Origin of the sequence: Mesorhizobium sp. M4B.F.Ca.ET.058.02.1.1 (genome assembly GCF_003952505.1) — a bacterium.
GTDB lineage: Bacteria > Pseudomonadota > Alphaproteobacteria > Rhizobiales > Rhizobiaceae > Mesorhizobium.
In genome coordinates this window covers 5,461,360-5,487,284 of the sequence record NZ_CP034450.1, presented here as the reverse complement: position 1 = coordinate 5,487,284, position 25,925 = coordinate 5,461,360, and the positions used below count along the sequence as shown (strand labels likewise).

The window sequence follows — 25,925 nt, the reverse complement described above, 5'->3', positions numbered from 1 at the left end:
CATCAGGAAAAAGGGCGGCGGTCAAAAACGCCGCCCTTTTTGCATCTCCCGATCATGACTTCAGCGACAATCCATTCCGATGCGACCCGCCTGGCGGCCGATGCCTGGCGGCGCCAGACGTCGTTGCGCCGGCTTTACACCGGCCTCGGTGTCGGCCTGCTTCTCGTCGCCATGTGCGCGACCATGTGGTTCGCCGACGAGGCCAATGCCGGCCACTTCTTCGAACGGCTGCCGCATTTGCTGGATTTCCTGAGCTGGCTGATCCCCAAGGACTGGAACGACGTCTGGCGGGCGCTGTTCGACGTCGCCTCGCCGCATGACATCGGCACGCAGGAATTCAACTTCCCACTCGGCCGCGTCTACGTCTGGGGCGATTTCTACATTCCCGAATATTTTGAGCTGATGCTGACCACGGTCAACGTGGCGCTGGTCTCGACCTTCATCGGTTTTGTCTTCGCCGTGCCCTTCTCCTTCATCGCCGCGCGCAACCTGACGCCGAGCCCGGCGCTCAGGCTCGTCGTCAAGCGCTTCATGGAACTGCTGCGCGCCTTTCCGGAGATCGTCATTGCCGGGCTGTTCGCGGCCATCGTCTCGATCGGCCCGGTCGCCGCCATCATCGCCATCGGCCTGCATTCGATCGGCGCGCTCGGCAAGCTCTTCTACGAGATCAACGAGAACATCGACATGCGCGCCGAGGAAGGCTTGCGGGCGGTCGGCGCCAACTGGTTCGAGCGCATCCGCTTTGCCGCCCTGCCGCAAGTGCTGCCCAATTTCATGTCCTATACGTTGCTGCGCATCGAGATCAACGTGCGCATCTCGACGATTATGGGCGCAGTCGGCGGCGGCGGCATCGGCGAGGAGCTGAAGCTCTCCATCTCGCGCGGCTTCGGCGCCAAGACGCTGGCGCTGGTGCTGCTGCTCTTCACCACCATCTTCATCGTCGACCAGTTCTCCGCCTGGCTGCGCCGCAAGCTCGTCGGCGAGCAGGCCTTTCTGATGAGCGCCTGACCATGATCCCGAAAAGTGGACGCCGGTTTTCGGACAAGATCATGGTCAGGACCAAGGGTTGAGCCATGGCCACGATCACAGCAAACGATATGCAGGCGATAGAGGCGCGCTACCCGCAGATATTTCGGCGGCCGCTCTACAAGCGTTTCGGACCGCTGTTCCTGGTTGCTGGAACCGTCCTGTACCTCGCCTATGCCCTGTGGTTCTTCAGCATGCCGCAGGTGCTGCGCGAGTCGCATTGGGAGCGGCTGCCGCTCTTCCTTTCGCAATGGATCAGCTACGACCTGCAGCCGGAGTTCCGCCTCGACCAGCCGGAGATCACGCCCAAATACCCGCGCTTCTCCGCGCTTGGCGAGAACCCCAATCCTGACTGGGTGATCAGGAACCCGGACGGCACCTTCACCGTGCTGATCGACGGCCTGGCCAAATCCGTCACCTTCGACAAGACCAAAGCCGTGATTGTCGCCAACGGCCAGACGGTGCCCGTGTCGCTGGCCAGCGGCAAGCCCGTGATCTCAGGCCCGGTGCCCGACTGGATCACCGCGCATGACGACGAAGTCGTCGCGAGGATGGGCTTCGTCGGCGAGGTGCGCGTCACAGTCGACCGCGTCAAGGTGCGCAAGCGTTTCCTCGGCTGGGCGAACTTCGTCTTCGACACGCGATCGCCCTTCTTCGGGAAACCGGCCGGCGAAGTGGCCGCGCTGATCCTCTCCGGTCCAGAGCTGAAACCCGGCACATCAAATCTCGCGCTTGCCGCCGACAACATCTGGAACAACGCCCAGTGGCAGCATGGCGATGTCTGGACGAAGCTGTTGCAGACCATCGTCATGGCATTCCTCGGCACGCTGCTCGGCGGCATCGTCGCCTTCCCGCTCGCCTTCTTCGCCGCCCGCAACATCACGCCGAGCGGGCTGCTCAGCCAGGTGCTGAAGCGCTTCTTCGACTTCATGCGCTCGGTCGACATGCTGATCTGGGCGCTGTTCTTCACCCGCGCCTTCGGCCCCGGTCCGCTCGCCGGCAGTGCCGCGATCTTCTTCACCGAGATCGGCACGCTCGGCAAAACCTATTCCGAGGCGCTGGAGAACATCGACGACAAGCCGCGCGAGGGTGTGCAGTCGACCGGCGCCAACGGCTTGCTTGTGCAGCGCTACGGCGTGCTGCCGGAGGTGGTGCCGGTCTTCATCAGCCAGACGCTCTACCAGTGGGAATCCAACACCAGAGGCGCCACCATCATCGGCGCCGTCGGAGCCGGCGGTATCGGCCTGAAATTATGGGAAGCGATGCGCACCAACTCCAACTGGGCCAACGTCTTCTACATGGTGCTGCTGACGCTGGCCGTCGTCTTCATCTTCGACAACATCTCGAACTTCCTGCGTCGCCGGCTCAGCCGCACGCTGCATGACTACAACAGGTTGCAGGCTGCGCGGGGTTAGTCCTCGCTAGCAGAATCTTGCGAGAGGTCGACGGGACAGCGCCCCCCTCTGCCCTACCGGGCATCTCCCCCACTTGGGGGGAGATCAGCCGCCACCCATGGCTTTCGCCAATCTCCTACGTTGCCGAATTGAGCTAAGCGCCGCAGCCGCCAATCTCCCCCCTTGTGGGGGAGATGTCCGGCAGGACAGAGGGGGGCGCGAAGGATCGCGGCGCTCGTCGGACGGCCATTCTAAGCCGCCTTCTTCCACCCATCCCTGATATGCTTGTACCCCTCCCGATACACGGCCTCCGGCGTCTCCGCAAAATCCCGCCAAACCTTCGTCGCCGCAGCCAGGTCCTTCAGCGACCGCCCGAAGGATTCGATGGTCAGCCAGTCGTCATAGCCGCTCTTGCGGATGGCCGAGAACGTCTCCTTCCAGGGAATATTGCCCCGGCCCGGCACCCCGCGATCATTCTCCGAAATATGGATATGGACGACATTCCGGCGGTTGCGCAAATAGGCGCCGATCGGATCGGCCTCCTCGATGTTGGCGTGGAACGTGTCGTACATCGCCTTGACGTGCGGCCGGTCGATCGCGTCGATATGCTCGGACAAATCGTCCATCGTGTTGAGCAGATAGCATTCGAAGCGGTTGAGCGCCTCTAACCCGATGGTGACGCCCTTCTTGCCGGCATGGTCGCCAATGGCGCGCTGGGAGGCGACCGAGCGCTTCTTCTCTGCCGCCGTCGGTCCGCTGCCGGAAAAGGCGCCCAGCGTCGAATGCAGTGGACCGCTCAGCCTGTTGGCGCCGAGCGCGGCGCTGCAGTCGATCGCCCATTTCATATAGTCGATGCCGGCCTTGCGCGTCGCGGCATCGGCCGCGATCAGACTCATCGCCGGATCACCCATGGCCGAGACAGCGGTACGCTGCAGCCCGATGCGGTCGAGCAGGTCGCCGAGTTTCTTGTAGTCGTCGGGCGCGCCGGAAAACACCGGGATCTCGACGCCGTCGAAGCCGGTCGCCTTGATGTCGCGAAGCAGCGCCTCGTGCTTCTTTGAGACGCTGGTCGTCCACAAGAACATGCACATGCCGATTTTCATCGACACCCTCCCCTGACGGCCGCCTGAACGCCGGCTCTGTCATTCCCTGCCGACTGGGCGCCCCGATTAGAGTTTCGTCCACGCCCCGTTCTTCTTCGACGACTTCACGCAGGCCCCGATGAAGGCCATGCCTTCGACGCCGTCGGCAATCGTCGGGAAGACGACATCCTTTGCCGGCTTGCCGCCCTTCCTGCGCGCCGCGCGGATGGCGCGGGCCGCTTCCTGGTAGATATTGGCGAAGCCTTCGAGATAGCCCTCCGGATGGCCCGAGGGAACACGGGTGACACGCCCGGCGGAGGGCAGCGCGCCGGCGCCGGCGCGGGTCAGGAGCTGCTTCGGCTGGCCGAACGGCGTATACCAGAGATAGTTCGGATCGGCCTGCACCCATTCCAGCCCGCCCTTCGAGCCATAGATGCGCAGCTTTAGACCGTTCTCATGGCCGGGCGCCACCTGGCTGGCCCAGATCATGCCCTTGGCGGGATGCGCCTTGCCGACCGGCTTGAAGCGCAACAGCACATTGATGTTGTCGTCGAGCTGCCGCCCCGGCACGAAGGCGTCGAGATCGGCAGACAGCGCATCGAGCTCCAGCCCGGAGACGAAGCGCGCCAGGTTGTAGGCATGCGTGCCGATGTCGCCGAGCGCACCACCGGCACCGGCCTGCTTGGGGTCGGAGCGCCACGCAGCCTGCTTCTGGCCGGTCGCGGCGAGATCCTCGGTCAGCCAGTCCTGCGGATATTCCGACTGCACGATGCGGATGTCGCCGAGCTGGCCCTTGGCCACCATCTCGCGCGCCTGGCGGATCATCGGATAGGCGGTGTAATTGTGGGTGAGCACGAACACCTTGCCGGTCTTCTCGACCAGCGCGGCGAGCTTCTTCGCCTCGGCCAGCGTGGTTGCCAGCGGCTTGTCGCAGATGACGTGGATGCCGGCCTCGAGGAAGGCCTTGGCCGCCGGCACATGCACATTGTTGGGCGTGACGATCGCCACCGCCTCGATGCCGTCCGGCCGCTTGGCCTCGGCCTTGGCCATCTCGGCGTAGGAGCCGTAGCTGCGCGCCGGATCGAGGCCGAGCTCGGCGGCCGAAGCCTTGGCGCGCTCCGGGTTGGCCGACAGTGCGCCGGCAACCAGGACGAAGTCGTTGTCCAGCCTGGCCGCGATCCGGTGCACCGCGCCGATGAAGGCGCCTTGCCCGCCGCCGACCATACCGTAGCGGATCGGGCCGCCTCCCGTTTCCGACTTCGATGCGCCGACCATTCCTGTCTCCCTCGTTGGTGCTTGCCTCCCTTTGAGGGGAGGTCGATCCGCGCAGCGGATCGGGTGGGGTTGCCGAGCGTGAAGCTCGGCATGAGCCGACCCCGCCCGGCTTTGGGCCACCCTCCCCCAGGGGGAGGGAAAGCGGTATTAGATTCCCATCATCGCGCGCAGCGCCTTCTTGTCGGTTGCGCCGCCGGCGAAATCGTCGAAGGCCTTCTCCGTCACCCGGATAATGTGGTGCTGGATGAAGGGCGCGCCTTCGGCAGCACCATCCTCCGGATGCTTTAGACAGCATTCCCATTCCAGCACCGCCCAGGAATCGTAACCGTACTGGGTGAGCTTGGAGAAGATGCCGCCGAAATCGACCTGCCCGTCGCCGAGCGAACGGAACCGCCCGGCGCGGTTTACCCAGCCCTGATAGCCGGAATAGACGCCTTGCCGCCCGGTCGGGTTGAACTCGGCGTCCTTGGCGTGAAACGCCTTGATACGCTCGTGGTAGATGTCGATGAATTCGAGATAGTCGAGCTGCTGCAAGAGGAAGTGCGACGGGTCGTAATTGATGTTGCAGCGCTTGTGGCCGCCCACCGCGTCGAGGAACATCTCGAAAGTGGCGCCGTCGAACACATCCTCGCCCGGATGGATCTCATAGCCGATGTCGACACCGTTCTCGTCATAGACGTCGAGGATCGGCTTCCAGCGTTTGCCGAGCTCGGCGAAAGCCTCCTCGATCAGGCCGGCTGGCCGCTGCGGCCATGGGTAAAGGTAGGGGAAGGCCAGCGCTCCGGAGAAGGAGACCGAGGCCTTGAGCCCCAGATTTTTCGATGCCTTGGCACCGAATTCCATCTGCTCGACCGCCCATTGCTGCCGGGCTTTCGGATTGTTGTGGACGGCCGCCGGCGCGAAGCCATCGAATTGCGCGTCATAGGCCGGATGCACCGCCACCAGTTGCCCCTGAAGATGCGTCGAGAGCTCGGTGATCTCGACGCCGGCATCGGCGCAGATGCCTTTCACCTCGTCGCAATAGGCCTTGGAGGTCGCCGCCTTCTCCAGGTCGAACAGCCGCGCGTCCCAAGTCGGTATCTGCACTCCCTTGTAGCCGAGGCCGGCTGCCCATTTGGTGATCGACGGCAGCGAATTGAACGGCGCGGCATCGCCCGCGAACTGCGCCAGAAACAGACCGGGACCCTTCATCGTCGACGGCATCGGCATCCTCCCTCTCTCTTTTGACGACCAAGCATAGCGCTGATTGAAAGCAGGGCCAGCCCGTTTGGTGTTTTCCTGTCGGCGCCAGTACGCGCCGTCATTCTGGTATGACCAAATATAAACATTTGGTCAAGCGGCCGAACAGGCGCCGGAAGCGCTTTCGTTCGTCACAAACTGTGAAAATATGTTAGATTATTCAAAGAAGTAAGCAGAGCATGACATCGCCGCACGCGACTTCTTGCCGTGCAGATGAATTTGCGGTAGACCTCGCATCAGGCCCAATTGGTCGAACCAGTTTGCCAGAAAGACACTGGAGCACCTTGGGGAGGAATCGCACGGCGGGCTTTGCTCGAGCCACGTCGTGGGAAACGTGACAGGCGAATTCTGGGAAGGATAGACCATGCATCTTTCGACGCACAACTGGATGCGGGCGGAGCCGTTGGAAGTGACGCTGAAGCGCATCAAGAAATTCGGCTATGAGTCGATCGAGATCTCCGGCGAGCCCGAGCAGTACAAGACCAGGGAGACGCGCGCGCTCTTGAAGGAGCACGGCATCCGCTGCTGGGGCTCGGTGACGCTGATGCTGGGCGAACGCAACCTCGCCGCCAAGGACCAGGGCCAGCGCGAGCGTTCGGTGCAGTACGTCAAGGACGTGCTGACCATGGTCAGCGAGCTCGATGGTGAGATCATCACGCTGGTTCCCGCCACCGTCGGCAAGGTAGTGCCCGACGGCACCGAGGCGGAGGAATGGGGCTGGGTGGTCGACGCCACCCGCGAGTGCTTCGCCCACGCCAAGAAGGTCGGCGTCAAGGTCGCGGTCGAGCCGCTCAACCGCTTCGAGACCTATCTGTTCAACCGTGGCGCCCAGGCGCTCGCGCTCGCCGACGCGGTCAGCCCGGAATGCGGCGTCTGCCTCGACGCCTATCACATCCACATGGAGGAATTTAACGTCTATGACGCCATCCGTCAGGTCGGCAAGCGCCTGTTCGACTTCCACGTCGCCGACAACAACCGCTTCGCCGCCGGCCTCGGCCAGATCGACTGGCCGCGGATCGTGGGCACGCTGAAGGAGATCGGCTATGACGGCGCGCTGACCAATGAGTTCGTCGCCCCTGTCGACCGCACGCCGGCCGCGCCCTATCCCGACATGGTCGAGCGCCATCCGGTCGACATCTCGCCAGAGCAGCTGAAGTTCATCCAGGATCACGGTTCCAGCGTGCTGACGGAGAAGTTCTACACCGACCAGATGCGCATCACCGCCGAAACGCTGCTGCCGCTGATCAGGTAGCCGATCCAAAGAGAGACGCCCTTCCGCCTTTCTGCGGCGGGGCCGGGGATGACCATGCGCATCAAGACGGTCCAAGCCTGGTGGGTTCGCATACCGATCGAAGCCGCGAAGCAGCATCGCAGCGACTTCGGTCAGGTGACGACGTTCGACGCCGCCATTCTGCGCATCGAGACCGATGACGGCCTGGTCGGCTGGGGCGAAGGCAAGAACGCCGCCGGCAGCGCCGGCAGCTATGGTGCCCTGGTCCACATGCTGAACCATGAAGTCGGCCCGCAGCTCATCGGCCGCGACCCGACCGACATCGGCGTCATCTGGGAGATGCTCTACAACGGCGTGCGCCACCACACGGCGGCCCATGGCGGACATGCCATGCCGCAACTGGCGCGGCGCGGCATGAGCGTGGCCGCCATCAGCGCCGTCGACATCGCGCTCTGGGACATTCTCGGCAAGTCGCTCGGCCAGCCGATCTGGCGGCTGCTTGGTGGCCGCAAAGTCGAGCGCATGCAAGCCTATGCTTCCGGCGGCTGGGCGCCGGCCGAGACCATCGGCGAGCAGCTCAAATCCTACATCGCCAAGGGCGGCTTCAAGGCACTGAAGATGCGTATCGGCGCCATGGACGGCGCCCCGCATATTTCCGCAGGGCGCGTCCGCGCGGCGAGAGAGGCCCTCGGCGCCGACGTCGAGCTGATGGTCGACGCGCATGGCACTTATACGGTGGCCGAGGCAAAGCGCTTCATCCAGCTTGCCGGCGACCTCGACCTCGCCTGGTTCGAGGAGCCGGTGATCGCCGACGACAAGCCGGGCATGGCCGAAGTTCGCGCCTCGAGCTCGATCCCGATCGCCACCGGTGAAAGCGAGGCGACGCGCTATGCCTTCCGCGACCTCGCCGTTCTGAAGTCGGCTGACATTTTCCAGCCGGACCCCGCCTTCTGCGGCGGCATCAGCGAAGCGATGAAGATCGGCACCATCGCCAGCGCCTTCAACCTGCGCTTTGCCCCGCATCTGTGGGCCGGCGCGCCCTGCTTCTTTGCCGGTCTGCATGTCTGCGCCGCCTCGCCGGCGAGCTTCACCGTCGAATACTCGCTCGGCGCCAACCCGATGATCCACGATCTTATCGAAGAGACTGTCGAAGCAAAGGACGGTATGATAGCGATCCCTGAAAAGCCCGGATTGGGATTCACAATCTCGGAGCGATTCCTGGAGGCGAACGCGCAACGCTGCTGACGATGAAAGAAAAGAACCTTCTCGCGGAACTCGCCGCCTATCTGTTCTCCAAATCGGACAAGGAGACGGGTCGCACGCCGTCGGAGCGCGAACTGGCCGAGCACTTCGCCGTCAGCCGCGGCCAGATCCGCGAAGCGCTGGCCATCCTGGAAGCCATGCGGATCGTCGAACGCCGCGCCAAATCCGGCATCTATGTCGACACCAAGCAGGCGAGCGTCGAGGCGTTGGCCCTTTTCGCCCGCGCCGGCCTGCCGCTCGATCCGATCCAGATCTACGAAACGGTCGAGTTGCGCAAGATCCACGAGATCAAGGCCGCCGAGCTTGCCTGCTCACGCGCCACCGAGGAGAATTTCGAGCGGCTGCGCGAGATCCTGAAAGCCTCGGAGGAGCGTATCGCCGCCGGCGAGGGTCTGGCCAAGGAAGACCGCGAGTTCCACCTCGAGATCGTGCGCGCCACCAAGAACGGCATCTTCCACAACATCTGCAGCGTCTACTACCTGATGGGCGAGCAGCGCCTGCCGATCTATTTCAACGATCCCGAGCGCAGCGTGCGCTCGCATGCAGAGCATATCCAGATCTACGAGGCGCTGCTGCGCCGCGACGGCAACCTCGCCCAGGCGCTGATGAACGCCCATCTGCAAGGCGCCGAAAGCTATTGGAAGGGCCTGATCGAGGGGCGTGGGACGGAGCCGACAAGCCCGGCGCTCGAAAAGGCCTAGAGCATTTTGCAGCCCAAGCGGCATCGCTTGGCATCGCAGAAATGCGGCAAACAAACGGGAGCCACATGCCCAGAATCCTGTCGACGCACCCGCTGCATCCGCGCGCCTCCGCCATGCTGGCCGGGGCAGGCAAGCTGGTCGTCGCTTCCGCCCTCGATGGCAAAACGCTTGCCGCCGAGGCGAAGGATGCTGATATCGTCATCGTCCGTGCGCCGCTGCCACCTGAGCTCTTCGGCGGCGCCGCGAAGCTGCGCGCCGCGATCCGTCATGGCGCTGGGCTGGACATGATCCCGGTCGAGGCGGCAACGTCAGCCGGCGTGCTGGTGGCGAACGTGCCGGCGGTCAATGCGCGCTCGGTCGCCGAGCACGTGATGTTCGTGACGCTGGCCTTGCTTCGGCGTTTTCGCATGGTCGACCGCGACCTGCGCGCCAAGGGCTGGCTCGCCGGACGCGACCATGCCAACGCCAACACCGAGCTCGCCGGTAAGACCATCGGCATTGTCGGCCTCGGAGCGGTCGGCCAGGCGGTCGGCCATATCGCCGCGCACGGCTTCGACCTCAATGTCGTGGCAACGACGCGCAGTATGCGCCCGGCGCCCGACAAGGTCGGTTTCCTGTCGATCGACGCGCTGGTCGAGCAGAGCGACATCATCGTGCTTTGCTGTCCGCTGACGCCGGAGACGCGCGGCCTGATCAGCCGCGAGCGCATTTCGCGCATGAAGCCGAACGCACTGCTGATCAACGTCTCGCGCGGGCCGGTGGTCGACGACGATGCGCTGATCGAAGCCTTGCGCAAGGGCAGCATCGGCGGTGCCGCGCTCGACGTCTTTGCGACGCAGCCGCTGCCGCCGAACCATCCCTATTTCAGCTTCGACAATGTCATCGTCACCCCGCATATGGCCGGGATCACCGAGGAGTCGATGATGCGCATGGGCGTCGGCGCGGCGGGCGAGGCGCTGCTGGTGCTGGCCGGCAAGCTGCCGGCAAATCTGCGCAATCCGGACGTGGTCGACCACTACCGTCGACGGTTTCCGGCCGACAGGTGAAATGCACCGCGCTTCCGCCTCAATTCTTGGTGACGCTGAAGCCATGTTGAATCGTCGCTTGGCATCCTTGGTTCTCGCCGCATGTTCGATCGCGGCCTCGCCCACACTCGCTGCGACAGAGAGCAGCGACTATGTCTACTGCAGCAATGGACTCGTCTGCTTCAGAGCCCCTTGTCCCTCAGGCAACGCGCTGGATCTGGGCACCGGCAAGGTCGTCAAAGGCGTGGCACTCAACACCACCGAATTGCCGCTGCAAGACAGGGCCGCACCCGATACATCAGACAAGCTCCACGCGGGAAAGCTCGTCGTCAGAGGATCGATCCAGCATCGCGGTGAGCCGAACGAGCCGCCCATGCTGGTCGTTACGCGTATCGAACGCGCCTCTGGCAAAGCCGAGCGCAGGCGCTGCGCGGCGCACTGATTGCCGTGGGCACGCTGCTCGTCAGAGCAGCCGCTCCATTTCTGCCGCGATGCGCAGCAGATGGCGGTCATGGCCGTTGCGGGCCACCAGCATCAACCCGGCCGGACGCGCCGTTCCAGGCATCGGCACAGAGATGGCGCAGAGATCGAACTGGTTGGCGACCTGGGTGTTGCGCAACAGCAGGCCTTCGGTCCGCTCGCGCAGCGCCGCGTCGCTAGCCATCAAGGCGATGGTCGGCGCCGCCACCGGCGTCGTCGGCAGGGCCAGCACATCGACCGCGGCCAGCCGCTCGTCCATCGCTGAGGCCAGCGCCTTGCGGCGCCGGATTGTCCGGATATAGACCGACGCGGGGATGGCCAGCGCGCGCGACAACGGCCCGCTGACATGCGGATCGACCGGCACGGAAGCGCCTGTCGCCAGCCAGTCGGCATGGACCTCGGCGCCTTCCATTGACGCGATCGTCGCGCGCCTGGTCGCCGCCCGCATCTCGGCGAGCAGGTCGTCGATCGACAGGTCCGCAACCCGCGCGCCGGCCCGCTCGACCTGGCCCAGGCATCTTTCGAACGCGGTCGCCACCTCGCTTTCGGTGTCCTCGAAAGGAACGCCGCGCGGGATACCGACACGAAGTCCGGCAAGTGGCAACGGCAGATGCAGCGGGGGCACCTCCTCAGCCGCCATCACCGCATCGGCGACGGCACAGGCGGCGACGCTCAGCGCCAGCGGTCCGATCGAATCCAGCGTCGCGGACAACGGATAGGCACCCGTCAGCGGCACCCGACGCGCCGTTGGCTTGAAACCGATGACGCCGTTCAGCGATGCCGGTATGCGCACCGAACCGCCGGTGTCGGAGCCGATGGCGATGTCACAGGTACCTTCGCCGACCGAGACGCCGGCGCCCGAGGACGAACCGCCCGGTATCAGGCTGGCGTCGGTGGCATTGCCGGGCGTGCCGTAATGCTGGTTGGTACCGATCGCGGTGAAGGCGAACTCGGTCATGTTGGTCTTGCCGAGGATGACCGCGCCCGCCTGGCGCAGCCGGCTGACGACGGCGGCGTCGCGCAAGGCGGGCGCGGCGGTCTTGAGCATCAGCGATCCGGCCGTGGTCGCCTCGCCGGCGACGTCGAACAGGTCCTTGATCGAGACGATCGTGCCGTCGAGCGGTCCGAGCGTCACGCCGGCCTTCCGCCGCGCATCGCTGGCGTCGGCGGCTGCTCGCGCTGCCTCCGGGTACAGTCGCACGAACACGCACTCGTCGCTCGCGCGGGTCGCGAGACGCGACAGCAGAATTTCGAGATGATCGCGGACTGATTGCATTTTCGGTGTCGGACTCCGCAAGGCTGCAGCGTCTTTAGAGCATGATCCCGAGAAGTGGGAACCGGTTTTCGGAAAGATCATGCTCCAACAATGAGTTGGATCAGGCATATTTGCACTGCCGGGCCGAAGGGGAGAAGGAACGATGCTCTACAAAGGCGGCTGCCACTGCGGCAAGGTGGCGTTCGAGGTCGAAGGCGAGCTCGGCGGGGCCGTGCGCTGCAACTGCTCGATCTGCGCCCGCAAGGCGGCATTGCTCTGGGCGGTGCCGCATCGGAACCTGCGGCTGCTCGCCTGGGGCGACGACCTCGGCCGTTACACCTTTGGCAAGGGCGCCATCGCCCATCGCTTCTGCCGCTTTTGCGGCATCCATCCCTTCGCCGAGGACGTCGGCGACGGCAGCGAACGCAGCGCCTATGTCAACATCAATTGCCTCGACGGGATCGACCTTGCCTCCGTCCAGATCTTCGACTTCGACGGTCGCTCGGCCTAGCGCAATTCTAGCGATACCCGGTCGCATCGGCCGGCTTGCCGGCATCCTGGACCTCCGGGACATAGCGCCAGGCATCCGGGCGCGAACCATCGAGATCGGTGAAGCCATAGACTTGCGCCAGCCCGCCGCTGGACAGCGACTGCCCGTTCCAGCGCGACCGCTCCGGATCCGCGGCCAGCGCCACGACGGCGCGGCCGACGAAGCGCGGCGTCTCCGAAATGACGAAATGCGGTACCTTGGCGGTCGCGTCGCGCCAGTTCGCCTCGCTGACGCCGAAGGCCTCCAGCATCATTTCGGAACGCAGCCAGCCGGGCGTCAGCGAGACCGACGTGGCGCCATGTGGCGCGAGGTCCTTGGCGTGCGCCCATGCCATGCGCGTCGCCGCCACCTTGGCGAGGTCGTAGAATGGCGACAGCCGGTAGTGGTCTGCATTGTATTCGGCCGTGCCGTCGGTGACTTCGACATGCAGCCCGCCCGGCCGCTCGATCATCAGCGGCAGCGCGTGGTGCGCGGTGATCAGATGCGTGTCGATGGCCAGGCGCAGCAGGCGCAAGCCGTTCTCGAGATCGTGGTCCCAGACCGGCTTGTTCCACTCGAACAGCTTCTCGCCGCCCCACAGATCGTTGACCAGGACATCGAGACGGCCCTGCTCGGCACGGATACGCTCGACCAGTTCGCGCACATCGTCAGCAATCAGATGATCGACCTGGACGGCAATGCCCTTGCCGCCTTGCGCCGTGACCAGCTCAGCCGTTTCCTCGATCGTCTCCGGACGGCCATAGTCCGACTGTTGCGTCCGCGTCGTGCGCCCGGTGACATAGACGGTGGCGCCGGCGGCGCCGAGCTCGACCGCGATGCCACGGCCGGCACCGCGCGTTGCGCCGGCGACAAGGGCGACCTTCCCTTCAAGCATCATCGAAACCTCCCGAACCAAAACACCACAACGAGGGCTGGCGCCTGCTGCGCTCCTAATTTATAAATGATCATTCGTTTATAAATGGATGTCAAGATGACCCGGCCGAAAACGCAACCCGACGAGCAGGTGCTGGAGGTCGCCTACCGGCTGATGCACGCCGAAGGCCCGGAGGCGCTGACCTTCGAGCGGCTGGCGCGGGCATGCGGCCTATCGGGGTCGACGCTGGTGCAGCGCTTCGGGAGCAAGGCGCAGCTGAAGCAACGCACGCTGCTTTATGCCTGGGATGGGCTCGACCGGAAAACCGAAGCGCTGTCCGCCTCGACGCCGAGGACCCCGGCCGGGGCCATCCGGTTGTTGGGTGGTCTATCCAGCGGCTATGGCGACATCGAATCCTATGCCGAAGGTTTGCTGGTGCTGCGCGAGGACCTGCGCGATCCCGTGCTGCGGGCACGTGGCGCCGCCTGGAAAGCGGCGCTAAGCAAGGTGCTCGCCGACTGTTTCGCCGGTATACCCGGCATGCCTCAGGACATCGGCCTGCTGATGGCGTCGCACTGGCAGGGCTCGCTGCTGTGGTGGAGCTTCGATCCCGAAATGGACCTGACCGCCTATGTCGAGCACAGCCTGGAGCGCTTCGTGGCGGCGATCACGGCGACATCGGCCCGGGCGGCTGCCGGGCCGATGTAGGATGATCGCGCGGGGGCTGGCTAGCCCGCGCGCTTCGGCCCCATCAGCACCGCCACCAGGGCCGCCAGCAGCGTTGCGATGCCGCAATAGGCGAAGGCGCTGGCGACGCCGGCATGGTCGACCAGCAGGCCGCCGAAGACGGCGCCGAGCGCGATCGCCACCTGGAACGTGGCGACCATCAGCCCGCCGGCGCTTTCGGCCTCGTCCGGCGCCGCGCGCACCAGCCAGGTCTGCAGCCCGACCGGCACCGCGCCGAAGGCGAAGCCCCAGGCGGCGACGGCGATCGCCGCCGTCACCGGCGAGGCGCCAAGGGTGAGCAGCACCAGCGCCGACACGGCAATCAGCAGCGGCGCCAGGGCGACCGCGGCCTTCAGGTTGCGCTCGGCCATGAAGCCGCCGGCGAAGTTGCCGAAGAAGCCGCCGATGCCGTAGCCGAGCAGCACCAGCGAGATCGTCTCGATCGGCAGCACCGGAACCACCTCGAGATACGGGCGCACATAGGTGAAGCCGGCAAAGTGACCCGAGGCGACCAGCAGCACGACCAGCAGCGCCGCCCTGATCATCGGCCGCTTCAAGACCTCCAGCAAGGTGCGCACGCTGGCCACGCCGGCCGGCGGCAGCCGCGGGATGGTGGCAAGCTGCACCAAGAGCGCCAGCGCGCCGACGACGGCCGCGATCATGAAGGCGGTGCGCCAGCCCCAGACATCGCCGACATAGGCGCCGACCGGCGCGGCGGTGACGGTGGCGACCGAAACGCCGGTGAGGATGATCGACATGGCGCGCGGCATCAGCCGCATCGGCACGAGCCTCAGCGCCATCGCCGCCGACATCGACCAGAAGCCGCCGAGCGCGACGCCGAGAACCACCCGGGCCAGAAGCAGCATGGTCAGCGAGGAAGCAAAGGCTGCGAGCAGATTGGAGACGATGAGCAGAACCGTCAGCATCCACATCACCAGCCGGCGGTCGAGCCGCTTGGTGACGATGGCCATGGTCGGCGCCGCGATCGCGCCGACCACCGCCGTCGCCGTCACCGCTTGCCCGGCCGCGCCCTCGCTGACGCCGAGGTCCTGCGCCAGCCGCGTCAGCAGGCTGGCCGGCAGGAATTCCGCAGTCACAAGGCCGAACACCCCGAGCGCCAGCGACACCACCGCGCCCCAAGCAGGCTCTGATCGTTCTTGAGAGTCGGCGCTGTCTAGAACAGCGGCGTCGATGACGCCCGTGGTGGGTTCGGTCATGGCTAAATCTCCGATCTGTTTGCGCGCCACTTAGGAAATGACCGGCTCGGCCTCCACCCGTTACATGCTTCGCGGGCGCGCTCTGCCAGTCCGACTTGTTTGCGGCGCAACATTTGGCTGACATGCAACATAGGAAGTGACGCGATGGAGTTTCCATGCTAGAAACGCCGAAATGAATTACAATTCGTCCAGAACCGCACTGCCGGCTTCCGGCGATCCTTTGACCGACATGCTACGCGGCCTCCGCCTCGACGGCGTCGACTATGGTCGCTGCGTGCTGGGGGAACCCTGGGCGGTGTCCTTTCCCGCGCAGAAGGCGGCGCGCTTCCACTTCATCGGCCAGCAAGGCTGCTGGCTGTTCTCGCCGGCGAAGGAATGGATCGAGCTGTCGGTCGGCGACGCGCTGCTGATCCCGCGCGGCGACGAGCACGTTCTGGCCAGCGCGCCGGGCGTGCCTGCCGTGCCGATCGGCCGCTACAGCATCGAGCCGGTTTGCGAGAACATCTACGACGTCTCCAATGGCTGCGATGGCTGCAAGACCCTGCTGTTCTGCGGCAGCATGCATTTCAATCTCGACGGCTCGCATCCGCTGCTCGACATGATGCCGGACCTGATGCAGGCACGTAAGCTGATGGCGAACGCTCCGGGCATCCAGCACCTGCTCGATGCGATGGCCGGCGAGGTGACGATGGACCGGGTCGGCTCCGGCGGCATCCTGGCGCGCCTTGCCGATGTGCTGGCCGCCACCATCATCCGCTCCTGGGTGGAGAACGGCTGCGGCGATGCCACCGGATGGATCGCCGCCGTCCGCAGTCCGGATGTCGGCAAGGTGCTGGCCGCCATCCACCTGCAGCCGGACCGCGACTGGACGGTCGAGGCGCTGGCGCGGATGATGGGAGCCTCGCGTTCCGCCTTCGCCCAGCGCTTCGCCACCGTGGTCGGCGAGACGCCGGCCAAATATGTGCTCAGCGTTCGCATGCACCAGGCGCGGCAATGGCTGGCCCGCGACGGCATGCGGGTTTCGGTGGCCGCGACAAGGCTGGGCTATGATTCCGAGGCGTCCTTCAGCCGCGCCTTCAAGCGCGTCATGGGCGTGGCGCCGAGCCATCTGCGCAACACCGGCGACGGCGACGACAGCCCGGTCGCCTGAACGCGGGTCGGTTCCTGTCGCCTGGAGGAATTGCCAAGTGTTTTGGACGCAGCGTCATTCCCTGCCGGCGGGGGCAGCTTAAGCTGGCCGGCGGAGGAACCCGCCATGGTCAATCACCCAGCCTTGCTTGCGCTCGCCGCGCTCACCGTCTTTCCGGGGCGGGCATTCGCCCTCGAAGACAGCTACCTGCCGGCGAGCAAGATCCCTTATGCTGTCGAGGCGCCTGACCAGCCGCAGCGCCTCGGCCCGCTATGGGGCGAGCGTGCAAAGGGCCCGGCGGGAACCTTGCTCAAAGTTCCCGGCAACTGGCGCGCGCCTGTTCACGCGCATACCGCGGACTATCGCGCCGTGGTCATTCAGGGGCTGTGGGCGCACTGGCAGATGGATGGCGGCGAGGCGACCAAGGTCGCGTTGCCGCCAGGGTCCTACTGGACCCAGAAGGCCAATGAGATGCACGACGATGCCTGCCTCTCGGACACGGAGTGCGTGATCCTGCTGATCAACGACACGCCGTACGAGACCTATCTGCCGAGGTAGGGCAAAGGGGCCCGCGCGCCTGCCTGCCCCGGTAGCTTGAAGGGACCGTCCGCCTAGCTGGCGTGCCGCAGACTCACGCCGCTGCCCTTGTCGAACATCACCACCTTGTCCGGATTCCAGGCAAAGCGCACAGGCTGTTCGATCTCGACGGCAGTCCTTGCCGGCACAGTGGCTCTCAGCATCGCGTCGCCGACTCTCAGCGTCACGATCTTTTCGACGCCGTGGTTCTCGACGTCGTGGACGCGTGCCTCGACCGGCGCGCCGCTCTCCAGATAGACGTCCTCCGGACGGATGCCGAAGACGAGCGGGCGACCGTCGACCGCATTGCCGGCTCCTCCCCCTGAAAGCGGCAGTTCGAAATTCATCGGCGCCATCACTGCCCGGTTGTCGACCAGCTTGCCGTCGATAAGGTTCATCGGCGGCGAGCCGACGAAGCTCGCCACATAGGTGTCGCGCGGATTGTTGTAGATCTCCTGCGGCGTGCCGGTCTGGACGATGCGGCCATGATTGAGCACGCCGACCTTGTCACCCATCGACATCGCCTCGATCTGGTCGTGGGTGACGAAGAGGAAGGTGGCGCCGAGCTGCATCTGCAGGTTCTTCAGTTCGGTGCGCAGCGCCTCGCGCAATTTGGCGTCGAGCGCCGACAGCGGCTCGTCCATCAGGAACACGCGCGGCTTGCGCACGATGGCCCGGCCGATCGAGACGCGCTGCATCTCGCCGCCTGACAGCCGGTCGGTCTTGCGGTCGAGCAGATGCTCGATGCGGAGCGTGCGGGCGGCGCGCGCGACGCGATCCTTGATCTCGGCGTCCGGCAGACGGCGGATCTTCGGCTTCAGCGGGAATTCAAGGTTCTCGCGCACCGTGTAGCGCGGGTAGAGCGAATATTGCTGCAGCACCAGCGCCACGTCGCGCTCGGCCGCCCCCAGTCGGCGACATCGACGCCGTCGATGAAGACCTGGCCTTCGGTCGGCTTCTCGAGCCCGGCAATCAGTCGCAGCGTCGTCGTCTTGCCGGCGCCGGTCTCGCCGAGCAGCACGAAGAACTCGCCGTCGGCGATTTCGAGGTCGAGGCCCGTCAGTGCGGTGTGATTGCCGAACGTCTTGGTGATGTTCTTGAGTTCGATATGGGCCATTACAGCCTTACTCCTAGCGACTTGCCGCTTGCCGTATCGAAGAAATGCGCCTGCTCCGGATCGATGCGGGCGTGGACCTTTTCGCCCGGTCCGGCGACGTAGCCGGCCTTGGTGCGGGCGCGCAGCATCTGGGAGCCGACCTTGAGATCGACGATGTCGAAGGAGCCAAGCGGTTCGATGATATGCGCCTCCACCGGCATGTAGCCCGGCGCAGCATCGCGCCGGACGAGCACGCCTTCCGGCCGGATACCCAGCGTCAGGCCGCCATTGGCTGCGTGGCCGTTGAGCTTCGACAAGAGCGCGCTCGGGAACTCGAAACCCGCGGGCGCATCGCCGACGGTGACCGAGGCGGCCGACGCCTTTTCGGAGACAGACGCTTCGGCGACGTTCATCACTGGACTGCCGACGAACTGGGCCACGAACAGGTTGGCGGGATGCGAATAGACCTCGTCCGGCGTGCCAACCTGCTGGATGAATCCTTCATGCATGATGACGATGCGGTCGGCCAGGCTCATCGCCTCGATCTGGTCGTGCGTGACGTAGATCGTGGTCGAACCCTGCTTGATGTGCAGCCGCTTGATCTCGGCCCGCATCTCCTCGCGCAGCTTGGCGTCGAGCGCGCCGATCGGTTCGTCCATCAGCATCGCCTTCGGGCGCCGCACCAGCGCCCGGCCGATCGCCACGCGCTGCATGTCGCCGCCGGATAGCGCCGACGGCCTCTTGCCGAGCAGGTCGGTGATCCGCAGAACCCGGGCGACCTCGCGAACCGACGTGTCGACCTCGCCGCTTCCCATGCGCGTTGCGCGCAACGGAAAGGCGATATTCTCGAACACCGTCATGTGCGGGTAGAGCGAAAACGACTGGAACACCATGGCGATGTCGCGGTCGGCAGCCTTGAGGTGCTGCACGGCCTTGCCGTCGATCAGGATGTCGCCCTGGTCGATCGTTTCGAGCCCCGCAATCGCACGCAGCGTCGTGGTCTTGCCGCAGCCCGACTGGCCAAGCAGCACGATAAACTCGTTGTCGGCGATGGCGAGGTTCAGATTGTGGATGACCTGAACGGCGCCGAAGAATTTCTCGATGCCGCGAAGTTCGATCTGCGTCACTGCCGTGCCCCCTCGTGCATCGCGGCGCCGGTTTCCTCCGGGCGCTCCGGCGCTATCTTTGACGTGATGTTGAAGCCGATCAGGCCGATCAGGATGATCGTCACGCCATAGGAATGCAGGCCGAGGCTCCATGGCTGGCAGAGCGCAATGATGCCCAGCACCATGAGAATCTGCGAGGCCGGCAACAGGTATTTCTGGTTGACCGCGCGAAAACTCATTTGCGGATCGCTCCGAAGGTGACGCCGCGAAGCAGGTGGTTGCGCAACAGGAAGGTGAAGATTGCGACCGGCAGCAGGAACAGGAAGGTGCCCGCGGCGATCGTGGTCCAGTCCGGCAGGCCCGAGCCAATCTGGCTGGGGATGAAGGGCGGCGCCGTCTGGGCGCGTCGGTTGGTCATGATCAGCGCAAAGGCGTACTCGTTCCAGGCTGTGATGAAGCAGAACACCGCGGTGGCAGCGATACCGGTCGCCGCTTCCGGCAGCACGATCTTGAAGAAGGCCTGCATGCGGGTGTAGCCGTCGACCAGCGCCGCCTCCTCGTATTCCTTCGGGATCTCGTCCATGAAGCCCTTCATCAGCCAGACTGAGAAGGACAGGTTGAAGGCGACGTAGAGGATGATCAGGCCGATATGCGAGTCGTTGAGGCCGACCATCCGGTACATCAGGAACATCGGGATCGCCACGACCACCGGCGGCAGCATGCGTGTTGACAGGATGAAGAAGAGAAGGTCCGCCTCGCCTGCGATCTTGAAGCGCGAGAAGCCGTAGGCGGTGAAGGTCCCCATGCCGACGGCGAGCACCGTGCTGATGACCGCCACGATCAGGCTGTTCATGAACCGGTTGGGATACTGCGAAAGCTGCACGTCCTTGCCAACCTTCAGCACCCGCTCGCCGCCGTCATAGATGCGCTTCTCCCACCAGGGCGCGGCCTCGTAGACTTGCGGGTCGACAGGCTTCTGCATCTGCACGCGCTTGGTGAACAGACGGATGAAGGGGGTGACTTCCGGCTGGAAAAGGACGGTGGGCGGCACGCTGACCGCCAACTCCTTCGGCTTGAACGCAGTGGAGGCGATCCAGTAGATCGGCGCGAGGAAGATCAGCGTCGCGATAAGCACCGCAACGATTGCCGCGCGGTTGAGGGCAATCTCGGAAGAAGTGCGGACGGCGGCCATCTCAGCGCTCCTTCACCTTGTTGAGGTACTTCACGTAGAGGTTGGTGATGGCCAGCACCATGATCAGCACGATGTAGGCCAGCGCGCAGGACTTGCCGGTATCCCATTGCTGGAACGCCTGCTTGTAGAGCCGGATCGCAATCAGTTCGGCGGTCGGCTGGGTCGTCATCGTGTAGGCGATGTCGAAGGTCTTGAAGGCTTCCATGGTGCGGAAGATCAGCGCGATCAAAAGAATCGGCGAGACCAGCGGCAAGGTGATGCGGGTGAAGGTGTACCACCAACCGGCGCGGTCGATCGCCGCGGCCTCGTAGAGGTGCTGCGGCACGGCCGACAGGCCGGCGAGCGAAAGCAGCATGACGAAGGGCGACCACATCCAGATATCGGTGATCGCGACGGCGTAGAGCGCGCTGTCGGGGTTGGACAGCCAGGCGAAGTCGCCCAGGCCGAAGACGTAGTTGATCGGGCCCCATGACGGGCTGTAGAGCAGTTGCCAGAACAGGCCGACGACAGCTGCCGACATCATCATCGGCAATAGCAGCAGCGTGGTGATGAGGCCCTTCATCGGAAAGCTGCGGTTGAGCAGCAGCGCGAGGCCGAAGCCAACGATCATCTGGCCGGCCACCGAAACGATGACGTATTTCGCCGTGATGATGAAATTCGACCAGATGTGATCGTCGCTAAGCAGCTCACGGTAATTCTGCAAGCCGACGAACTGCCAAGGCTCGCTCCGGTTCGCCGCGAAGTTCGTGAAGGAATAGCCCAGCGAATAGATCAGCGGGAAGATGTTGAAAACGATCAGGAACACCAGCGTCGGGATGATGAACAGGTTGCGGATGGTCAGATCCGACCAGCCGCGCGCTGCGGCCCTTGAGGCAGGATCGAGATGTGTGAGGGCTACCGAAGCCAACGAGCGTCTCCCTGAAACAGGAATGCCGGAGGGGAAACCCTCCTCCGGCATTCTGAATGTGATGCTTATTTGTAGCGATTGTACTTGGTGAACGTCGCCTTCCATTCGGCGGCGGTCTTGTCGAGCGCTTCCTGGGCGGTGCCTTTCCCGCCGACCACGAACGGATAGATGTTCTGGTTCAGCTGATCTAGCACCTCGGCGTATTCCGGCGTCGCCCAGAAGTCCTTGACCATGAACATCGTGTCATAGAACGCCTTGTTGTAAGGCGTAGCGTTCTGGAACGCTTCCGATTTCAGCACGGCCTGGCTGCAGGTGTAGCCGCCAAGGTCCGCCCACTTCTTCTGGGTCTCGTCCTTGATGAACCACTCCAGGAACTTCGTCGCCTCTTCCTGGTTCTTCGAGTACGAGACGATGGAAATTCCCTGGCCGCCGAGAGCGGCGAAGCGCTTGCCGTCCGGGCCGGCCGGATTGGCGAAGAAGCCGGTCACGTCGGCGTACGGGTTGGTGGCCTTGTTTACCAGCGGCGGGAAGAAGGCGAAGAAATTCATGCTCATCGCGGCGAGGCCGCCGGTGATCGCCTGGTTGTCTTCCACGAAGAAGGTCTTGCCCCAACCGGGAGGCGTGAACTTGTAGAGTTCCTTGTACATGTCGAGGCCGGCGGCGGCCTCTTTCGAATTGGTGATGCCGTCGACCTTGTAAGTTGCGTAGTCGCCGAGGTCGCCGCCATAGCTGAAGATAGCGCTTTCGACGCCCATCGCCATCGCGTCATAGGAATTGTCGGTGTAGATGGCGACGCCGTACCGCTTCTGGTCCGGACGGTGGAAGAACTCGGCGATGTCGCGCAGCTGCGCATAGGTCTTCGGCACGTCGAGGTCGTAGTTGTACTTCGCCTTGAAGGCTTCCTTCTCCTTCGGATCCTCGAACCAGTCCTTGCGATAGGACCAGCCGATCGCATCGCCTTCAAGCGGGATCGCCCAGTATTTTCCGGAACCGCCAGGGTATTCGGCATAATACTTTACAGTAGCGGGCGCCATCACATCGCCAAGCTTGTGCTTGTTGAAGAAGTCCGTCAGGTCGACATAGTGGCCTTGCGTCGAACCGGCACCAAGCCATTGCGAGTCGCCGACCACCATGTCGTAGGCGTCGCCATGCGCGTTGAACTCGGTAAAGGCCTTGGTCTGGAAATCTGGCCATGGCGTCGTCTGTACGGTGACCTTCACCCCGGTCTCGGCCGTGTAGTCGTTGACGAGTTCCTGCAGATAGTTTGCCGGATCCCATTCCGCCCAGAAGATGGTGAGTTCCTTGTCCTGCGCGTAAGAAGACGTTCCACAGGCGAGCACTAAGCCGATACCAGCAATGACGCTGGTCACTATCTTGCGCATAATGTTTCCTCCCTTGTGCGCATTCTACCGTGTCATGCGAGCCGGCGGCGAGGCCGGCCCTGGTAGTTCCTCCAGTGATGGCACTCTTCCGGTTTGGGCGCCTCCCCGCCCGGCGGAAAAATGGATCGCAGCCCTCACTTTCGATCCGCGTTGTCAGCCTTAATCTGGTATTACCAATTCTAAAGGGACGTCAAGCCCTTTCTTGAGCGATCAGGAACGGTCAGGCAAGCCATTTGCAGCGGTATCTGCCTGTTTTACCTTAATTTTCCTACTCCTTGATACGCGCGGGCCTTGTTTCGATCATCTCATCGGGACTATTATGCATAACTGACTTCGCGATCTGGTCCAACCAGATTTGTGTTATTTTGCGGTTGCCGCCGATGTGGCGTCGCCTTCCGATTCCGCCACGGCCGCCCGCACCAGCGCGCCCGCCGCCCACTGCGCGACCGCCATCATGCGACGACTGTCCAGGCCCCATATGTCCTTCAATACAATCAGCACCTCGACGCCGAACATCAGCGACAGCGCCTGCGCCAGACGCTTGAACTCGCGCGGCGGCAAACGGCCCTTGAGCGGCGCTAACGCATCCTTCAGGAGGTCGATGCGATGCCCGCGCGTGAAGGCCGGCTCATTGCCCAGCGTGCCTGCCTGGCGCCTGGCCCACTGATCCAGCGACAGTTTCAGCGCCGCCTTGAACGTCGCCTCGAAAGCCTCGATACGCGGCATCGCGGTGGCGTAGAGTTCGGCGACCCTGCGCTCCGGATCGTCCGACGCCGAGCGCCAGGTGAGGATAGGGCCGAGCCCCTCATCGACCACTGCCTGCACCAGTGCTGCCTGGCTCGGGAAATATCGATAGGCGGTTGCGCGCGACACTTCGGCCGCCTCGGCGACCTCGCTCACGGAAGGTGTGGCGCCGCCCTGCATCAGCCTGGTGGCCGTCTCCAGCATCAGCCGCCTGGTGCGGGCGCGCGCGCCACGCTCGGCCGCTCGGCCCTCACCGGTGTCGTCGTTCGGCGCGGCTTGTTGACGTGAGACATCCATGTCAATACGATACGCGCGTCTCAAAAAATTGCAATGGTCTTGGTGACCGGGCAACGAGTGGCGGCGGGCGGCGCCCAGACATGCCAGGGAACGGGGGAACGCGATGAAGCGCATCTACGTGGTGGGCACCGCCGACACCAAGGGCGAGGAGCTTGCCTTCCTGGCGGACGCGATCGCCGCCACCGGCGCTACCGTGACCCGCGTCGACGTCGGAACGCGCGCTACCACCGTGCCGGTCGATGTGTCAGCCGAAGAGGTAGCCGCCCATCACCCCGAGGGCCGCGACGCCGTGCTCGGCAACGACGACCGCGGCAGGTCGGTCGCAGCGATGGCCTTCGCCCTCGCCCGCTTCGTCCAGTCGCGCGGCGACATATCCGGCATGATCGGTATCGGCGGCGGCGGCGGCACCTCGATCGTCACATCGGCCATGCGCACACTGCCGCTCGGCCTGCCCAAGGTCATGGTCTCGACGCTCGCCTCCGGGGACACCGCACCCTATGTCGACGTCTCCGACATTGTCATGATGCCATCGGTGACCGACATGGCGGGCCTCAACCGCCTGTCGCGCATCGTGCTGCACAATGCCGCCCAGGCGATCTCGGGCATGGTGGGGAACCCGGCCCCATCCGCCGACGGCAAACCGTCGCTTGGGCTTACCATGTTCGGTGTCACCACCCCATGCGTGACGGCCATCGCCGACCATCTGCGCGCCAACTATGACTGCATGGTTTTCCACGCCACCGGCACCGGCGGCCGCACGATGGAGAAGCTCGCCGACTCGGGCTTGCTCGCCGGCATCATCGACATAACCACGACGGAGGTCTGCGACCTGCTGTTCGGCGGCGTGCTGCCGGCGACGCAGGATCGCTTCGGCGCCGCCGCTCGCACGAAACTTCCCTATGTCGGCTCGGCCGGCGCGCTCGACATGGTCAACTTCTGGGCGCCGCCGACCATTCCGGAGCATTATCGCGGACGCCTGCTCTACGAACACAATTCCAACGTGACGCTGATGCGCACGACGCCGGACGAATGCCGCAAGATCGGCGAATGGATCGGCGAAAAGCTGAGCCGCTGCGAGGGTCCGGTCCGCTTCCTTATCCCCGAAAAGGGCGTCTCGGCGCTCGACATCGACGGCGGCGCCTTCTTCGATCCGGAAGCGGATGCCGCGCTGTTCGAGGCCATCGAACGCACGATCCGTCCGACGGCAACACGCATCGTGACGCGCTTGCCGCTGCACATCAACGATCCCGAATTCGCCAGGGCCGCGACCGCGGCCTTCCTCGATATCGTCAAGAAGTGAGACCCGGACGCATGGCCGCAATTTCGCGCAAGACAATACTGGAGAAGTTCCGCAAGATGCTCGCCGATGGCGTGCCGATCGTCGGCGGCGGCGCCGGCACCGGCCTGTCGGCCAAGGCCGAGGAAGCCGGCGGCATCGACCTCATCATCATCTACAATTCCGGCCGCTACCGCATGGCCGGGCGCGGCTCGGCGGCCGGCCTGCTCGCCTATGGCAACGCCAACGAGATCGTCAAGGAGATGGCCTATGAGGTGCTGCCCGTGGTCAAGAAGACGCCGGTTCTGGCCGGCGTCAACGGTACCGATCCCTTCGTCATCATGCCGCTGTTCCTGGCCGAATTGAAGACGATGGGCTTTTCCGGTGTGCAGAACTTTCCCACCATCGGCCTGTTCGACGGCACCATGCGGCAGAGCTTCGAGGAAACCGGCATGGGTTTTGGGCTCGAGGTCGACATGATCGCCGAGGCGCACAAGCTCGACCTCCTGACCACGCCCTATGTCTTCAACCCCGACGAGGCGCGCGCCATGACAAAGGCCGGCGCCGACATCATTGTTGCCCATATGGGCGTGACGACCGGCGGCTCGATCGGCGCCACGTCGGCGAAGTCGCTCGACCACTGCGTGAAGGAGATCGACGCTATCGCCGACGCCGCGCGCTCGGTGCGCAAGGACGTCATCCTGCTTTGCCATGGCGGGCCGATCTCGATGCCGGACGATGCCCGCTACATCCTCGAGCGCTGCGAAGGGCTGCATGGCTTCTATGGCGCGAGCTCGATGGAACGGCTGCCGGCGGAGGCCGCAATCGCCAAACAGACGGCGGATTTCAAGGCGGTCGCGATCGGCCGCGGCAAGGCGACCATCAAGAAAAAGAAGGGATGAG

At 64.5% G+C, this 25,925-nt stretch carries 25 protein-coding genes and 1 pseudogene; 13 read left to right on the top strand and 13 right to left on the bottom strand.

Annotated elements, in window-relative coordinates; genetic code table 11:
• Nucleotides 1-54 precede the first annotated feature (54 nt).
• Both phnE (EJ073_RS26675) and phnE (EJ073_RS26670) read left to right on the top strand, forming a co-directional pair.
• On the top strand, nucleotides 55-1,008 hold the full coding sequence (phnE, locus tag EJ073_RS26675; protein ID WP_126058219.1) for a phosphonate ABC transporter, permease protein PhnE: 954 nt from the start codon (nucleotides 55-57) through the stop codon (nucleotides 1,006-1,008).
• Nucleotides 1,009-1,073: 65 nt separating this feature from the next.
• The gene (phnE, locus tag EJ073_RS26670; RefSeq protein WP_126058218.1) at nucleotides 1,074-2,441 is read left to right on the top strand and encodes a phosphonate ABC transporter, permease protein PhnE; all 1,368 of its coding nucleotides are present in this window, start codon (nucleotides 1,074-1,076) and stop codon (nucleotides 2,439-2,441) included.
• Nucleotides 2,442-2,671: 230 nt separating this feature from the next.
• Here phnE (EJ073_RS26670) and EJ073_RS26660 read toward each other — a convergent pair whose 3' ends face one another.
• From EJ073_RS26660 to EJ073_RS26650, 3 genes are all read right to left on the bottom strand, one after another.
• Nucleotides 2,672-3,523, bottom strand: a complete 852-nt coding sequence (locus EJ073_RS26660) for a sugar phosphate isomerase/epimerase (RefSeq protein WP_126058217.1) — start codon at nucleotides 3,521-3,523, stop codon at nucleotides 2,672-2,674.
• Nucleotides 3,524-3,589: 66 nt separating this feature from the next.
• Complete coding sequence (locus EJ073_RS26655; RefSeq protein WP_126058216.1) at nucleotides 3,590-4,777, bottom strand: Gfo/Idh/MocA family oxidoreductase; 1,188 nt, start codon at nucleotides 4,775-4,777, stop codon at nucleotides 3,590-3,592.
• A gap of 147 nt (nucleotides 4,778-4,924) precedes the next feature.
• Entirely contained in the window at nucleotides 4,925-5,980 is a 1,056-nt protein-coding gene (locus EJ073_RS26650) for a sugar phosphate isomerase/epimerase (protein ID WP_126058215.1), read from the bottom strand.
• Nucleotides 5,981-6,380: 400 nt separating this feature from the next.
• Here EJ073_RS26650 and EJ073_RS26645 point away from each other — a divergent pair, with 400 nt between their 5' ends.
• The 5 genes from EJ073_RS26645 (at nucleotide 6,381) to EJ073_RS26625 (ending at nucleotide 10,678) form a co-directional block, all read left to right on the top strand.
• Nucleotides 6,381-7,268, top strand: a complete 888-nt coding sequence (locus EJ073_RS26645; protein ID WP_126058214.1) for a sugar phosphate isomerase/epimerase — start codon at nucleotides 6,381-6,383, stop codon at nucleotides 7,266-7,268.
• A 54-nt stretch (nucleotides 7,269-7,322) separates the two neighbouring features.
• A complete protein-coding gene (locus tag EJ073_RS26640) occupies nucleotides 7,323-8,492 on the top strand; it encodes a mandelate racemase/muconate lactonizing enzyme family protein (protein ID WP_126058213.1) in 1,170 nt (389 codons plus the stop codon).
• A gap of 2 nt (nucleotides 8,493-8,494) precedes the next feature.
• Nucleotides 8,495-9,211, top strand: coding sequence for a FadR/GntR family transcriptional regulator (locus EJ073_RS26635; protein ID WP_126058212.1), 717 nt, complete (start codon nucleotides 8,495-8,497; stop codon nucleotides 9,209-9,211).
• Between the two features lie 65 nt (nucleotides 9,212-9,276).
• The gene (locus EJ073_RS26630) at nucleotides 9,277-10,257 is read left to right on the top strand and encodes a hydroxyacid dehydrogenase (protein WP_126058211.1); all 981 of its coding nucleotides are present in this window, start codon (nucleotides 9,277-9,279) and stop codon (nucleotides 10,255-10,257) included.
• A 1-nt stretch (nucleotide 10,258) separates the two neighbouring features.
• Complete coding sequence (locus EJ073_RS26625; RefSeq protein ID WP_245455378.1) at nucleotides 10,259-10,678, top strand: hypothetical protein; 420 nt, start codon at nucleotides 10,259-10,261, stop codon at nucleotides 10,676-10,678.
• A 21-nt stretch (nucleotides 10,679-10,699) separates the two neighbouring features.
• On the opposite strand, the gene EJ073_RS26620 is transcribed toward EJ073_RS26625, so the two are convergent.
• Nucleotides 10,700-11,992, bottom strand: a complete 1,293-nt coding sequence (locus tag EJ073_RS26620; RefSeq protein WP_126058210.1) for an amidase — start codon at nucleotides 11,990-11,992, stop codon at nucleotides 10,700-10,702.
• A gap of 142 nt (nucleotides 11,993-12,134) precedes the next feature.
• Between EJ073_RS26620 and EJ073_RS26615 the strand changes: the two genes are divergently transcribed.
• Nucleotides 12,135-12,482: a GFA family protein gene (locus EJ073_RS26615; RefSeq protein WP_126058209.1), complete on the top strand. Its 348-nt coding sequence runs from the start codon at nucleotides 12,135-12,137 to the stop codon at nucleotides 12,480-12,482.
• 7 nt (nucleotides 12,483-12,489) lie between these two features.
• On the opposite strand, the gene EJ073_RS26610 is transcribed toward EJ073_RS26615, so the two are convergent.
• Entirely contained in the window at nucleotides 12,490-13,398 is a 909-nt protein-coding gene (locus EJ073_RS26610) for an SDR family oxidoreductase (RefSeq protein ID WP_126058208.1), read from the bottom strand.
• Between the two features lie 93 nt (nucleotides 13,399-13,491).
• On the opposite strand from EJ073_RS26610, the gene EJ073_RS26605 reads away from it, so the two are divergent.
• Nucleotides 13,492-14,082 (top strand): helix-turn-helix domain-containing protein, encoded by a 591-nt coding sequence (locus EJ073_RS26605; RefSeq protein WP_189347911.1) that lies wholly within the window; start codon nucleotides 13,492-13,494, stop codon nucleotides 14,080-14,082.
• A gap of 20 nt (nucleotides 14,083-14,102) precedes the next feature.
• On the opposite strand, the gene EJ073_RS26600 is transcribed toward EJ073_RS26605, so the two are convergent.
• On the bottom strand, nucleotides 14,103-15,317 hold the full coding sequence (locus EJ073_RS26600; RefSeq protein ID WP_126058206.1) for an MFS transporter: 1,215 nt from the start codon (nucleotides 15,315-15,317) through the stop codon (nucleotides 14,103-14,105).
• Between the two features lie 172 nt (nucleotides 15,318-15,489).
• Between EJ073_RS26600 and EJ073_RS26595 the strand changes: the two genes are divergently transcribed.
• Nucleotides 15,490-16,467 carry an AraC family transcriptional regulator gene (locus EJ073_RS26595; protein WP_126058205.1) on the top strand — a complete coding sequence of 326 codons (978 nt, stop codon included), beginning with the start codon at nucleotides 15,490-15,492 and terminating at the stop codon, nucleotides 16,465-16,467.
• 105 nt (nucleotides 16,468-16,572) lie between these two features.
• Nucleotides 16,573-17,004, top strand: coding sequence for a DUF4437 domain-containing protein (locus EJ073_RS26590; RefSeq protein ID WP_126058204.1), 432 nt, complete (start codon nucleotides 16,573-16,575; stop codon nucleotides 17,002-17,004).
• Between the two features lie 53 nt (nucleotides 17,005-17,057).
• Here EJ073_RS26590 and EJ073_RS26585 read toward each other — a convergent pair.
• The 7 genes and pseudogenes from EJ073_RS26585 to EJ073_RS26555 form a co-directional block, all read right to left on the bottom strand.
• Nucleotides 17,058-18,139, bottom strand: a pseudogene (locus EJ073_RS26585) (ABC transporter ATP-binding protein).
• Nucleotides 18,139-19,245 carry an ABC transporter ATP-binding protein gene (locus EJ073_RS26580; protein ID WP_126058203.1) on the bottom strand — a complete coding sequence of 369 codons (1,107 nt, stop codon included), beginning with the start codon at nucleotides 19,243-19,245 and terminating at the stop codon, nucleotides 18,139-18,141. The pseudogene EJ073_RS26585 and the gene EJ073_RS26580 overlap by 1 nt, the downstream one beginning before the upstream one ends.
• The gene (locus tag EJ073_RS26575) at nucleotides 19,242-19,463 is read right to left on the bottom strand and encodes a hypothetical protein (protein ID WP_126058202.1); all 222 of its coding nucleotides are present in this window, start codon (nucleotides 19,461-19,463) and stop codon (nucleotides 19,242-19,244) included. The genes EJ073_RS26580 and EJ073_RS26575 overlap by 4 nt, the downstream gene beginning before the upstream one ends.
• Nucleotides 19,460-20,416 carry a carbohydrate ABC transporter permease gene (locus EJ073_RS26570; RefSeq protein ID WP_126058201.1) on the bottom strand — a complete coding sequence of 319 codons (957 nt, stop codon included), beginning with the start codon at nucleotides 20,414-20,416 and terminating at the stop codon, nucleotides 19,460-19,462. Before EJ073_RS26570 ends, EJ073_RS26575 begins: the two co-directional genes overlap by 4 nt.
• A gap of 1 nt (nucleotide 20,417) precedes the next feature.
• Nucleotides 20,418-21,323 carry a sugar ABC transporter permease gene (locus tag EJ073_RS26565; RefSeq protein ID WP_126058200.1) on the bottom strand — a complete coding sequence of 302 codons (906 nt, stop codon included), beginning with the start codon at nucleotides 21,321-21,323 and terminating at the stop codon, nucleotides 20,418-20,420.
• A 65-nt stretch (nucleotides 21,324-21,388) separates the two neighbouring features.
• Nucleotides 21,389-22,705, bottom strand: a complete 1,317-nt coding sequence (locus EJ073_RS26560) for an extracellular solute-binding protein (protein WP_126058199.1) — start codon at nucleotides 22,703-22,705, stop codon at nucleotides 21,389-21,391.
• 360 nt (nucleotides 22,706-23,065) lie between these two features.
• The gene (locus EJ073_RS26555) at nucleotides 23,066-23,746 is read right to left on the bottom strand and encodes a TetR/AcrR family transcriptional regulator (RefSeq protein ID WP_126058198.1); all 681 of its coding nucleotides are present in this window, start codon (nucleotides 23,744-23,746) and stop codon (nucleotides 23,066-23,068) included.
• A gap of 103 nt (nucleotides 23,747-23,849) precedes the next feature.
• Here EJ073_RS26555 and EJ073_RS26550 point away from each other — a divergent pair, with 103 nt between their 5' ends.
• Nucleotides 23,850-25,046 carry a Tm-1-like ATP-binding domain-containing protein gene (locus EJ073_RS26550; RefSeq protein WP_126058197.1) on the top strand — a complete coding sequence of 399 codons (1,197 nt, stop codon included), beginning with the start codon at nucleotides 23,850-23,852 and terminating at the stop codon, nucleotides 25,044-25,046.
• A gap of 11 nt (nucleotides 25,047-25,057) precedes the next feature.
• Nucleotides 25,058-25,924 carry a phosphoenolpyruvate hydrolase family protein gene (locus EJ073_RS26545; RefSeq protein ID WP_126058196.1) on the top strand — a complete coding sequence of 289 codons (867 nt, stop codon included), beginning with the start codon at nucleotides 25,058-25,060 and terminating at the stop codon, nucleotides 25,922-25,924.
• Nucleotide 25,925 lies beyond the last annotated feature (1 nt).